At 52.9% G+C, this 13,313-nt stretch carries 9 protein-coding genes and 1 other RNA gene; 7 read left to right on the plus strand and 3 right to left on the minus strand.

Annotated features, from left to right (window positions below; genetic code table 11):
- Positions 1–56 precede the first annotated feature (56 nt).
- Positions 57–467 (minus strand): 1,4-dihydroxy-2-naphthoyl-CoA hydrolase, encoded by a 411-nt coding sequence (gene menI, locus OGX99_RS21245; protein ID WP_187252534.1) that lies wholly within the window; start codon positions 465–467, stop codon positions 57–59.
- The gene (gene ydiJ, locus OGX99_RS21250; protein WP_151225381.1) at positions 464–3,520 is read right to left on the minus strand and encodes a D-2-hydroxyglutarate dehydrogenase YdiJ; all 3,057 of its coding nucleotides are present in this window, start codon (positions 3,518–3,520) and stop codon (positions 464–466) included. The genes menI and ydiJ overlap by 4 nt, the downstream gene beginning before the upstream one ends.
- A gap of 213 nt (positions 3,521–3,733) precedes the next feature.
- Here ydiJ and ydiK point away from each other — a divergent pair, with 213 nt between their 5' ends.
- The 3 genes from ydiK (at position 3,734) to aroD (ending at position 6,060) form a co-directional block, all read left to right on the plus strand.
- On the plus strand, positions 3,734–4,843 hold the full coding sequence (gene ydiK / locus OGX99_RS21255) for an AI-2E family transporter YdiK (RefSeq protein ID WP_151219029.1): 1,110 nt from the start codon (positions 3,734–3,736) through the stop codon (positions 4,841–4,843).
- Between the two features lie 184 nt (positions 4,844–5,027).
- An RNA gene (gene rprA / locus OGX99_RS21260) (antisense sRNA RprA) lies at positions 5,028–5,135 on the plus strand.
- Between the two features lie 166 nt (positions 5,136–5,301).
- A complete protein-coding gene (gene aroD / locus OGX99_RS21265) occupies positions 5,302–6,060 on the plus strand; it encodes a type I 3-dehydroquinate dehydratase (RefSeq protein WP_187252535.1) in 759 nt (252 codons plus the stop codon).
- A gap of 109 nt (positions 6,061–6,169) precedes the next feature.
- On the opposite strand, the gene ppsA is transcribed toward aroD, so the two are convergent.
- Positions 6,170–8,548, minus strand: a complete 2,379-nt coding sequence (gene ppsA, locus OGX99_RS21270; RefSeq protein ID WP_187252536.1) for a phosphoenolpyruvate synthase — start codon at positions 8,546–8,548, stop codon at positions 6,170–6,172.
- Positions 8,549–8,875: 327 nt separating this feature from the next.
- Here ppsA and ppsR point away from each other — a divergent pair, with 327 nt between their 5' ends.
- The 4 genes from ppsR to OGX99_RS21290 all read left to right on the plus strand — a co-directional run bounded on the left by ppsR (position 8,876) and on the right by OGX99_RS21290 (position 13,301).
- Positions 8,876–9,709 (plus strand): posphoenolpyruvate synthetase regulatory kinase/phosphorylase PpsR, encoded by an 834-nt coding sequence (gene ppsR / locus OGX99_RS21275; RefSeq protein WP_003030553.1) that lies wholly within the window; start codon positions 8,876–8,878, stop codon positions 9,707–9,709.
- Between the two features lie 126 nt (positions 9,710–9,835).
- Complete coding sequence (gene aroH, locus OGX99_RS21280) at positions 9,836–10,882, plus strand: 3-deoxy-7-phosphoheptulonate synthase AroH (protein WP_151219027.1); 1,047 nt, start codon at positions 9,836–9,838, stop codon at positions 10,880–10,882.
- Between the two features lie 170 nt (positions 10,883–11,052).
- Positions 11,053–11,241 carry a hemin uptake protein HemP gene (hemP, locus tag OGX99_RS21285; protein WP_151219026.1) on the plus strand — a complete coding sequence of 63 codons (189 nt, stop codon included), beginning with the start codon at positions 11,053–11,055 and terminating at the stop codon, positions 11,239–11,241.
- 74 nt (positions 11,242–11,315) lie between these two features.
- The gene (locus OGX99_RS21290) at positions 11,316–13,301 is read left to right on the plus strand and encodes a TonB-dependent hemoglobin/transferrin/lactoferrin family receptor (protein WP_151225378.1); all 1,986 of its coding nucleotides are present in this window, start codon (positions 11,316–11,318) and stop codon (positions 13,299–13,301) included.
- Positions 13,302–13,313 lie beyond the last annotated feature (12 nt).

Here is a 13,313-nt window from a genome sequence, read left to right on the forward strand (position 1 = left end):
AACCTGCACAGTATAACACCATTCCCTGCGCAGATAATGACCAAAAGCAATATGCATCACAAAATTGCGGTCGTCAGACGCGACGTGCAACACAATCGTCCCTGGTCATCGAAAATCTCAATTTGCCACACCTGATGACGGGAGCCGGTATGCACCACACGACATACCCCTCTGACGCGGCCCTCCCGCGCGGAGCGAATGTGGTTGGCGTTGACCTCCAGGCCCACCACTTTCTGTTCACCCTGAGTACACAGGTAGCCTGCCACCGAACCCATGCTTTCCGCCAGTACTACGGATGCGCCGCCGTGCAGCAAACCAAAAGGTTGTTTGGTACGGTGATCCACCGGCATCGTGGCTTCCAGCGAATCGTCACCAATGTGCACAAAACGGATATCGAGCAGCCCAACCATGTTTCCTTCACCCATGGCATTGAGCGCCTCAAGTGTGACTTCACGTTTCCAGATCATCCTATAATCTCCAGCAGTGCCTGTAATGGATGGCGAACTCCCGTACCTTCAACGCGTTTTACCTGACTGCGACAGGAGTATCCGGTCGCCAGACAACGGTTACGCGGCAATCGTTGCATTGCCTGGTGCCATGATAACTCATAGATCCCGAGTGAGTTCTGATGATTCTTCACTTCGTGACCATAGGTACCCGCCATACCACAGCAACCCACGCTGACGTTTTCCAACTTTGCGCCAAAGCAGGCAAAAATAGCCGCCCACTGCGCAGGCGCGCCTGGCAGAGCCGTCACTTCGGTACAGTGACCAAAGAAGTACCACGGTTCACCGCCAACCGCGATTGGCTGCTGCGCTTCCACAATTGTCGATAACCACTCGTTGGCTAACAACACATGGAAATCACCCCGCTGTTCCCCGAGCACCAGTTTGTATTCGTCGCGATAGCAAAGCACCAGCGCAGGATCAACACCCACCATCGGAATATTCAGCTTCGCCACCCGATTGAGAAACTCCGATGTTTTCTTCGCGGTTTTCGCAAAACGGTTTAAAAAGCCCTTAATATGCTGCGCCTTGCCGTTTGGCGAGAACGGTAGCAGTACCGGCTGCATGCCCAGCTTTTCAACCAGGCGTATAAAATCAGCCACCACCTGCGCATCGTAATAGCTGGTGAACGGATCCTGCACCACCAGCACTGTACGCGCTTTTTGCTCAAGAGTGAGTGATTCGAGCTGTTCCAGCGTCATATTGGCGGAGCGATGGCCAACCAGCTGACGTTGTAGCGAAGGCGCAGACAACAGCGGTAAATCGACCATACCGATGTGCTTTTTCGCCAGATTACGTACCAGCGGCTGATTGATGAAAAAGTTAAACGTTTTGGGTGCCCGCGCCATTAACGGCGCATAGCTCTCAACGGTCGCCACCATGTGATCGCGCAGCGGGCGCAGATAACGCGTGTGGTACAGCTGCAGGAAGCGCGAACGGAACTCCGGCACATCGATTTTAATCGGACACTGTGTTGAACAGGCTTTACATGCCAGACAGCCGGACATTGCCTCTTTTACTTCGTGCGAGAAATCATATTCGCCCTTGCGCGCATGCCAACTGTTGCGGGTACGGGCAATCAGCGCACGTAAACTGGCGCGTTTTTCCGGTAGCTCTTTTTCCAGCTGTATTGGGTCGATCCCGCGATCCGCTAACAAACGCAGCCATTCACGCACCAAGGTAGCTCGCCCTTTTGGCGAATGAATACGGTTGAGGCTGATTTTCATCGACGGGCACATGGGACTTTTCGCATCGAAGTTAAAGCATAACCCGTTGCCGTTACACTCCATTGCCCCGCGCCACTCCTGGCGTACGGCCAGTGGGATCTGACGATCATACGTCCCGCGCTTCACCGCATCTACTTTCATCATCGGCGCATCTACGTCTTCCGGTGGACAGATTTTCCCTGGATTGAGACGGTTTTGCGGATCAAACACTGATTTCACTTTACGCAGTTCGCGGTACAGCTCCTCCCCGAAGAACGCCGGACTGTATTCTGCACGAAAACCTTTCCCGTGCTCGCCCCACAGCAAACCGCCATATTTTGCCGTCAGCGCGACAACATCATCAGAAATGCGCTTCATCAGTACTTCCTGCTGCGGGTCGCACATATCCAGCGCCGGCCTGACGTGCAGCACGCCGGCATCCACGTGACCAAACATGCCATAACTCAGACCGTGGCTGTCGAGCAGCGCACGGAACTCGGCAATATAGTCAGCCAGATGCTCCGGCGGAACACAGGTGTCCTCGGCAAACGGAATAGGTTTTGCAGCACCTTTTGCATTCCCCAACAAACCGACTGCTTTTTTACGCATGGCGTAAATACGCTCTACGCCCGAGAGTTCAGTACACAGTTGCCAACCAATGACACCGGCTTCCTGACGGGCAATTAACCCATCCAGACGTTCACACAGCGCACTAACCTGAGCATCGATCAATGCTTCATCGTCACCCGCAAATTCGACGATATTCAGGCCCAACATCTCTTTATCAGGAACATCGGTAATCAATTCACTGACCGAATGCCAGACAATATCTTCCCGCGCCAGATTAAGCACTTTGGAGTCGACGGTTTCTACTGACAGCGCGCGCGCGTCCACCATCACCGGAGCGTTACGTAGTGCCGAGTCAAACGAGTCGTACTTGACGTTAACCAACTGTCTGACTTTGGGCAACGGCGTGATATCCAGACGGGCTTCGGTGATAAACGCCAGCGTACCTTCAGAGCCGGTCAGAATGCGGGTTAAATCAAATTCGGTCATCTCATCATTAAAGACGTGCCGTAAATCGTACCCGGTCAGGAAGCGATTAAGTTTCGGGAATTTATCAATGATCAGTTTTCGGTTGTCGCGGCAACGTTCATAAACCGTCTTGTAAATGCGTCCAATGGTGGTATTGCTGTTACCCAACGTTTGGGCAAGTTCGACCGGCATGGGTTGAGTATCAAGAATATCGCCCCCCATCAGCACCGCGCGGATCCCCAGTACGTGATCGGAGGTTTTACCGTAAACCAACGAACCTTGTCCGGAGGCATCGGTATTGATCATCCCTCCCAGCGTAGCCCGGTTACTGGTAGATAATTCGGGAGCAAAAAAATAGCCGTAAGGCTTCAGAAACTGGTTGAGCTGATCTTTGATTACCCCAGCTTCGACCCGCACCCAACCTTCCTGCACATTGATTTCAATGATACGGCTCATGTAGCGAGACATATCAACAATAATGCCCTGATTCAGCGCCTGACCATTGGTTCCGGTGCCGCCGCCGCGCGGGGTAAAAATGAGCGAAGAGAAAAGAGGTTCTGCCGCCAGACGGGCGATTAGCGCCACATCTGCGGTTGAACGAGGGAAAACCACAGCATCAGGAAGCAGCTGATAAATACTGTTATCCGTCGACATTGTCAGACGATCGGCATAGCTCGTTGCCGTATCGCCCGTAAATCCTTGCTGCTCCAGCGCCTGCAAAAAGTTGAGCACCAGTTGAACGACACCCGGTGCCTGAGAAATTTGTGGAATCATTATAGTGACCCTTTCCTGCGGTCTGTGTTGTGAATTTAATCGTTTGCGTGTTGCTTTGTTTGTTGTATCACATTTTTTTCTAATACGCTCAGCAGATTTACAGGCAGAATCCACCTGTTCAAAACCGCTGAAATTGCTCATCATTACAGGGTGTCATTTAGATGTTCACGTCGCGTCAACGTTCTGACGCAAAGACAAAGGTGAAAAGTATTTATGGTAAATTTCCGTCAGCCCAGGGATATTGCACAAGTGCTGCTATCGGTGCTGTTTTTAGCCATCATGATTGTGGCGTGTCTCTGGATTGTTCAACCCTTTATCCTCGGTTTTGCCTGGGCAGGTACGGTGGTCATTGCGACCTGGCCCATCCTGCTACGCTTACAAAAACTGCTCTGGGGGCGTCGCTCGCTGGCAGTGCTGGTGATGACCCTGCTGCTGGTACTGTTGTTTATCATTCCTATCGCGCTGCTGGTTAATAGCATTGTGGATGGCAGCGGGCCGTTGATCCATGCCGTAACCGCAGGCGATATGACGCTGCCGGATCTGGCGTGGCTGAATAGTATTCCGTTAGTCGGCGCCAAAATGTATGCCGCATGGCACAGCCTGCTGGATATGGGCGGCTCGGCCATCATGGCGAAGGTTCGTCCTTATATTGGCACGACGACAACCTGGTTCGTCGGTCAGGCTGCACATATTGGCCGCTTTATGATGCACTGTGGTCTGATGCTGCTGTTCAGTGCCCTACTGTACTGGCGCGGTGAACAGGTGGCGTTAGGTATTCGTCACTTCGCTTGCCGCCTGGCATCCAAACGCGGCGATGCCGCCATTCTGCTGGCAGCACAGGCCATTCGCGCCGTCGCATTAGGCGTCGTGGTCACCGCACTGGTGCAGGCCGTGCTCGGCGGTATTGGTCTGGCGGTAACCGGCGTGCCGTATGCCACGCTGCTGGCAGTGGTGATGATCCTCTCTTGTCTGGTACAGCTGGGCCCCTTGCCGGTGCTGGTCCCGGCCATTATCTGGCTGTACTGGACGGGCGATTCAACCTGGGGCACAGTGCTGCTCGTGTGGAGCGGTGTGGTCGGAACGCTGGATAACGTGATTCGCCCGATGCTGATTCGTATGGGTGCCGATTTACCATTGATCCTGATTCTCTCAGGGGTCATCGGTGGACTAATTGCATTCGGCATGATTGGCCTGTTTATCGGCCCGGTGGTCCTGGCTGTTTCCTGGCGTCTGTTCTCCGCATGGGTAAACGAAGCCCCTGCGCCGGATAGCGATCCGGATACAATCCTCGAAGAAATTGCTGAAATAGAACGCAATAAGTAATCCCACGTCAGGCGGCACAGCTGCCTGACTGTTTAACAATTCTAATTAATCCCTCCCATTTACTGAATCAGACCCAACGTTGCCCTTCTTTAAACACTCATTTGTGTCGCAAATTCTTTACAGTTTTTAAACTATTGAGATGAATCTGATCGACGTTAAAAAGCCGTATGCCTACTATTAGCCCATGGCTTTAGATCAACACATTGATTTATAAGCATGGAAATCCCCTGAGTGAAACAACGAATTGCTGTGTGTAGTCTTTGCCCATCTCCCACGATGGGCTTTTTTTTGTCCTTCGTACCCTTCTAATCGCCATACTCTCCTTTCTTAACTTTCCCGCCATTCAACGGTCTGTACCAATTAAAAAAGTGGTTTCGATATCAAGCACAAAACCGTGATATTGTTGAAGGCTCAGGGGGCTGACGGACAGATATCAGCCAATATTTATAGGGTAATCAATGAAAACCGTAACTGTAAGAAATGTCGTAATTGGCAAGGGTGCGCCGAAGATCATTGTCTCACTGATGGCTAAAGACATCGCAATGGTAAAAAGTGAAGCGCTGACCTATCGCGAAGCGGATTTCGATATTCTGGAATGGCGCGTTGACCATTTTGCCGATGTCGCATCCATTGACGCAGTACTGGACGCTGCGCGCGCCATCCGCGAGATTCTGCCTGACAAGCCGTTACTTTTTACCTTCCGTACTGCGCAGGAAGGCGGCGAGCAGGCCTTACCTGCTGAAGACTATTTCGCACTAAACCGTGCAGCGATAGACTGTGGTCTGGTGGATATGATCGATCTCGAGCTATTCACTGGTGATGCGCAGGTGAAAGCAACCGTTGAGCAAGCTCACGCCAAAAAAGTCCTGGTTATTATGTCGAATCATGATTTTCATAAAACGCCGGCCGCTGAGGAGATTGTTCAGCGTCTGCGTAAAATGCAGGAACTGGACGCCGATATTCCCAAAATTGCGCTGATGCCGCAATGCAAAACGGATGTGCTGACGCTGCTCAGCGCGACGCTGGAAATGCATGAACGCTATGCCGATCGTCCAATTATCACGATGTCGATGGCAAAAAACGGGGTGATTTCTCGTTTAGCTGGCGAGGTTTTTGGTTCAGCAGCCACGTTCGGTGCGGTGAAAAAAGCATCTGCTCCGGGGCAAATCGCAGTGACCGATCTGCGCACTGTACTGACAATATTGCATCAGGCTTAAGCGTGGAAGGATAAAATACCGGATGACGATGCTACCGCATCTTATCCGGCCCACGAATGATACTCACCGTAGGCCGGATAAGGCGCTTACGCCACCATCCGGCATAATGTTACTTGTTCAGTTCAGCCAGGCTCAGCCAGGTCTGCACGACGGTATCCGGGTTCAGCGACAGGCTGTCGATCCCCTCTTCCATCAGCCAGGCCGCGAAGTCTTCGTGGTCAGAGGGACCCTGACCGCAGATACCCACGTATTTGCCTTGTTTCTTGGCTGCGCGAATCGCCATCGACAGCAGGGCTTTGACCGCGTCGTTACGCTCATCAAACAGTTCAGAAACCACACCAGAGTCACGGTCCAGACCCAGCGCCAGCTGCGTCATATCGTTTGAACCAATGGAGAAGCCGTCAAAGTATTCAAGGAACTGCTCGGCCAGCAAGGCGTTGGACGGGATCTCACACATCATGATGATCTTCAGCCCGTTCTCACCGCGTTTCAGCCCCTGACGCGCCAGCTCTTCCACCACCGCTTTCGCCTGCGCTACGGTACGTACAAACGGCACCATCACTTCGACGTTAGTCAGGCCCATATCGTTACGGACACGTTTCACTGCGTCACATTCCAACGCGAAACAGTCGCGGAAGCTATCAGCAACGTAACGGCCCGCTCCACGGAAGCCCAGCATCGGGTTCTCTTCATGCGGCTCATAACGCTCACCGCCGACGAGGTTGGCATATTCGTTGGACTTAAAGTCAGACATACGCACGATGACGCGTTTCGGATAAAACGCCGCCCCCAGCGTCGCGATCCCTTCCGTCAGACGACCCACGTAGAATTCACGTGGAGAATCGAAACCTTTCATCATGGCGCGGATTTCGTTTTGCAACTCAGGCGTCTGGTCATCGAACTCCAGCAGCGCGCGAGGGTGTACACCAATCATGCGGTTAATGATAAATTCCAGACGTGCCAGGCCAACACCTTCGTTTGGCAGGCAGGCGAAGTCGAAAGCGCGGTCCGGGTTACCGACGTTCATCATCACCTTCAACGGCAGATCCGGCATGGTTTCGACGCTGGAACTCTTCACGCTAAAGTCGAGCATGTCAGCGTAAACATAACCGGTGTCACCTTCGGCACAGGAGACAGTAACCTTCTCACCGTCTTTCATGCGCTCGGTAGCATCGCCACAGCCAACCACTGCCGGGATCCCCAGCTCACGGGCGATGATCGCCGCGTGACAGGTACGACCGCCACGGTTGGTGACAATCGCCGCTGCTTTCTTCATGATCGGTTCCCAATCCGGGTCGGTCATGTCAGTCACCAGCACATCGCCGGGTTCGATACGGTTCATTTCGCTGATGTCCTGGATGACTTTGACCGGACCCGCGCCAATGCGGTGACCGATGGCACGACCTTCAGCAATAATTTTACCCTGCGCATGCAGCGTATAACGCTCCATCACCTGGCCACGAGAACGCACGGTTTCCGGACGCGCCTGCACAATAAACAGCTTGCCGGTATGACCGTCTTTCGCCCATTCGATGTCCATCGGACGACCGTAGTGCTTCTCGATCTGCACCGCCTGCTTCGCCAGTTCCTGCACTTCAGCATTGGTCAGGGAGAAAATGTCGCGTTGTTCCTGCGGGACATCTTCAATCGTTACCTGCTTACCGTGTTCCTGGGTTGGCGCGTAGACCATACGGATCTTTTTCGAACCCATTGTGCGACGGACGATAGCCGGACGATTAGCCGCCAGCGTCGGTTTGTGCACGTAGAATTCATCCGGGTTAACGGCGCCCTGCACGACCATCTCGCCCAGGCCCCATGCAGACGTGATAAACACCACCTGATCGAAACCGGATTCGGTATCGATGGAGAACATGACGCCGGAAGACGCGAGGTCTGAGCGCACCATCCGCTGCACACCCGCAGAGAGCGCTACGCCACGATGGTCATAACCCTGGTGGACACGATAAGAGATCGCTCGGTCGTTAAACAGCGAGGCAAATACGTGTTTGATAGCAACCAGTACAGCATCAAATCCCTGGACGTTGAGGAAGGTTTCCTGCTGCCCGGCAAATGACGCATCTGGCATATCTTCTGCGGTGGCGGAAGAACGCACGGCAAAAGATGCATGGGCATCGTCCGCTGACAGCTGCGCGTAGGCATCGCGGACGGCATTTTCCAGCTCCGGCTGGAAAGGAGTGTCGATAATCCACTGGCGGATCTGCGCGCCGGCTTTTGCAAGCTCGGTGACATCGTCAATATCCGTTTTATCCAGCAGCTCATAAATGCGCTGGTTTACACCGCTTTGGTCCAGAAACTGGTTAAACGCATCGGCGGTCGTTGCAAAACCATTCGGTACGGAAACACCCATACCTGAAAGGTTAGTAATCATTTCACCCAGGGAGGCATTTTTGCCCCCAACTCTGTCTACATCATTCATGCCGAGTTGGTTATACCAAAGCACCAGCGGTGACGAGCCATTGTTGGACATCGAACAATCCTTATATTTGAACGAGGTTAGAAAACTCAATTTTGCGTAATTATCTTTGCATATTTACTCCAGCGAAAAAAACGGTGAATCGTTCAAGCAACTTTATTTTTTATTTTTTCAGATTGTTTCCGCATTTGCGCAAACCCGCGAGCCACAGGGGATCTCCACAAAAACTACCGGTATAAACATTTGTTCCGAAAAATGAAATGTACTTTTCATTAAATATAAAAATACCGTTTCATTTTATAAAAAAGATGCAGCAATATTCGCTTCTGGCGAATTTTAATTTATGCTTTCAGAGAATTATGTCTGCCCAGGATGAGCAAAATGGATAATGCTGTTGATCGTCATGTATTTTATATTTCTGATGGTACGGCCATCACCGCCGAGGTATTGGGCCACGCGGTAATGTCGCAATTTCCGGTCACGATCAGCAGCATTACGCTGCCGTTTGTGGAAAATGAGAGCCGTGCGCGGGCGGTAAAAGACCAGATTGACGCGATCTACCAACAAACTGGCGTGCGTCCTCTGGTGTTCTACTCCATCGTCCTGCCAGAAATACGCTCAATCATTTTGCAAAGCGAGGGTTTTTGTCAGGATATCGTGCAGGCGTTGGTTGCTCCGCTGCAGCACGAGATGAAGCTCGATCCCACGCCAATCGCCCATCGCACCCACGGTCTGAATCCCGGTAATCTCAACAAATACGACGCGCGCATTGCCGCTATTGATTACACCCTTGCCCATGATGATGGTATTTCGTTGCGCAACCTCGATCAGGCGCAGGTGATCCTGCTTGGCGTTTCCCGTTGCGGCAAAACACCGACCAGTTTGTACTTGGCGATGCAGTTTGGTATTCGCGCCGCCAACTACCCCTTTATTGCCGATGATATGGATAATCTGGTACTGCCAGCGTCCCTGAAGCCGTTGCAGCATAAATTGTTCGGCCTGACCATCGACCCAGAGCGCCTGGCGGCAATCCGCGAAGAACGCCGGGAGAACAGTCGGTACGCTTCGCTGCGCCAGTGCCGGATGGAAGTTGCTGAGGTAGAAGCGCTATACCGGAAAAATCAAATCCCATGGCTGAACAGTACCAATTATTCGGTAGAAGAGATTGCTACCAAGATCCTCGACATTATGGGGCTGAATCGGCGCATGTACTAGAACGCTAGTTCATTGGTTCGATTTTTTGTTATGATGCTCGCCACCAGGCAGGATGAGTGTGATATTGTGATGTACATCACTTCCCGGTAGTCCTGCCGTTGAAGCAACAAATTTCTGAGACAAATAATGAACAGAACCGATGAACTCCGTACTGCGCGTATTGACAACCTGGTCACTCCAGCAGAGCTTGCGCAACGGTATCCTGTTTCGTCCTCCGTCGCCCGTCATGTCACGGAATCCCGACGCCGGATAGAAAAAATTTTAAATGGTGAAGACCCGCGTTTGCTGGTGATCGTGGGTCCCTGCTCGATTCACGATCTTGATGCCGCCATGGAATACGCGACGCGTTTGCAGGCCCTGCGCGAGAAACATCAGGCGCGTCTGGAAATCGTAATGCGCACCTATTTTGAAAAACCGCGCACCGTCGTGGGTTGGAAAGGTTTAATTTCCGATCCGGATTTAAACGGCAGCTACCGCGTAAATCACGGCATTGAACTGGCGCGTAAACTGCTGTTGCAGGTTAATGAATTAAGCGTACCGACGGCAACAGAATTCCTCGACATGGTGACCGGTCAGTTTATTGCCGATTTAATCAGTTGGGGAGCCATTGGCGCGCGCACCACCGAAAGCCAAATCCACCGCGAGATGGCATCCGCGCTCTCCTGCCCGGTCGGTTTTAAGAACGGTACAGATGGCAATACGCGTATCGCCGTCGATGCAATTCGTGCCTCTCGCGCCAGTCACATGTTCCTCTCACCGGATAAAACCGGCCAGATGACCATTTACCAGACCAGCGGTAATCCTTACGGGCATATCATCATGCGCGGCGGTAAAAAACCGAATTATTATGCGGAAGATATTGCCGCCGCCTGCGATACGCTGCACGAATTTTCGCTGCCTGAGCATCTGGTGGTCGATTTTAGTCACGGCAATTGCCAGAAGCAGCATCGTCGTCAGCTGGAAGTATGCGATGACGTCTGTCTGCAAATTCGTAATGGTTCGACGGCGATTGCCGGGATTATGGCCGAGAGTTTCCTGCGTGAAGGTACGCAAAAAATCGTTAGCGGCCAGCCGCTGGTGTACGGTCAGTCCATTACTGACCCGTGCCTGAACTGGGAGGATACCGAACTGCTGGTTGAAAAACTCGCCTCTGCGGTTGATAGCCGTTTTTAATGCTGTTCGCCGGGTAACACTACGTTGCCCGGTGCTAATCCTGTGTTTTCCCCCTCTTTGCTGTACAAAATCCGTTCTCGTCACAATTATTTCACAAAAATGCTTGCCGCAAATTTGCTGTTTGATGATAATGATTATCATTGTTACATTGATTGTTATTTTTAAACACTATGTCACGTATGGATAACTCAACAACAACGTCTGCAAAAGAAAATGCACCGCCTTCTGCCGCGCCAAATGAGCGTCAAATTGACAGCAAAAGCCTGCTGGGTAAAGAAGGACGCGTGATCATAGAACATGATGGTCAGCACTACTTGCTGCGCCAGACCCAAACCGGAAAACTCATTCTGACCAAATAAACAATACTGTTCGCCAGCCACCCAGGTCATACCCAGGCAGCCAGCGCTTTTCGATTTCCTAATGGAGAGTTGCTATGCCATACCTGCACACCGCATCCCTACGTCCTTCGCTGTTGGCGCTGGCGATTGTCAGTAGCCTGCCCGCCATCGCGTATGCAGCGGTCGAAGATATGACCGTCACCGCCACCGGCAACGCCCGTAGCGTCTTTGAAGCGCCAATGATGGTCAGCGTGATAGATGCCACCGCCCCGGAAAACCAGACCGCCAGTTCGGCTGCTGACCTGCTACGCAAGGTTCCAGGGCTGACCCTCGATGGCACGGGGCGCACCAACGGTCAGGACGTGAATCTGCGCGGCTACGATCGACGCGGCGTTCTGGTGCTGGTTGACGGCGTTCGCCAGGGAACTGATACCGGGCACCTGAACAGTACCTTCCTCGACCCGGCGCTTATCAAACGCATCGAAGTCGTACGCGGTCCCTCTGCACTGCTGTACGGCAGCGGCGCACTTGGCGGCGTGATCGCGTATGACACTGCGGATGCCAAGGATCTGCTGGAAGCCGGAAAAAACAGCGGTTACCGCGTATTTGGTACTGCGGCAACCGGCGATCACAGCCTCGGTATGGGCGCCAGCGCGTTTGGGCGCACCGATACGCTGGACGGACTGCTTGCATGGTCGAGTCGCGATCGCGGTGATTTGCGCCAGAGCGACGGTACTACGGCGCCAAACGACGAAGCGATCAACAATATGCTGGCGAAAGGCAGTTGGAAAATTGACGGCGCCCAGACGCTGGCAGGCTCGTTACGCTACTACAACAATGAGGCCCGTGAACCTAAGAACCCACAAACCAGCGCGACGGATGCCACCAGCAACCCGATGACTGACCGTTCAACCATCCAGCGCGATGCGCAACTGACCTACTCGCTCGCTCCGGCAGACAATGACTGGCTGAACGCGGATGCCCGTATTTACTGGTCCGAAGCGCGCATTAATGCACAAAACATGGATAACACCAGCGAATTTCGCAAACAGACCACCAAAGGCGGTAAAATCGACAATCGCAGCCGCCTGTTTACCGACTCTTTTGCCTCTCACCTGCTGACCTATGGCGGCGAATATTATCGTCAGGAACAACAGCCTGGCGGCACAACCACCGGTTTCCCGGAGGCAAAGATCGATTTCAGCTCCGGCTGGCTACAGGATGAAATCACCCTGCGCGACCTGCCGGTTACGCTGCTCGGTGGGACCCGTTATGACTCGTATCGCGGTAGCAGCGATGGTTACGCGGATGTTGATGCCGACAAATGGTCGTCCCGCGCCGGACTCACCGTTACGCCAGCCGACTGGCTGATGCTGTTCGGTTCATACGCTCAGGCCTTCCGTGCGCCGACCATGGGCGAGATGTATAACGATGCTAAACATTTCTCTATTGGTCGTTTCTACACTAACTACTGGGTACCCAACCCTAACCTGCGTCCGGAAACCAACGAAACGCAGGAATACGGATTTGGCCTGCGCTTTGACGATCTGCTGATGGCGAGCGATGCGCTCGAATTTAAAGCCAGCTATTTCGACACCAAAGCGAAAGATTACATTTCCACCAGCGTCGACTTTGCTGCCGCAACAACGATGTCCTATAACGTCCCCAACGCCAAAATTTGGGGTTGGGACGTCATGGCGAAATATACCGCCGACTTATTCAGCCTCGACATGGCCTATAACCGTACGCGCGGCAAAGATACTGACACGGGTGAATACATTTCCAGCATTAACCCGGACACCGTCACCAGCAAACTGAATGTGCCGGTTGCGCACAGCGGATTCTCCGTGGGCTGGATAGGGACATTTGCCGACCGCTCCACGCATATCAGCAGCAGCTACGCTAAACAGCCCGGCTATGCGGTAAACGATTTCTACGTGAGCTATCAGGGTCAACAAGCGCTGAAAGGCATGACCACCACGCTGGTGCTGGGCAACGCCTTCGACAAAGAGTACTGGTCGCCGCAAGGCATTCCGCAGGATGGTCGCAATGGCAAAATTTTCGTGAGTTATCAGTGGTAATCACTTTTCCCC

Source organism: Citrobacter sp. Cu096, from assembly GCF_030332285.1.
Lineage (GTDB): Bacteria > Pseudomonadota > Gammaproteobacteria > Enterobacterales > Enterobacteriaceae > Citrobacter > Citrobacter meridianamericanus.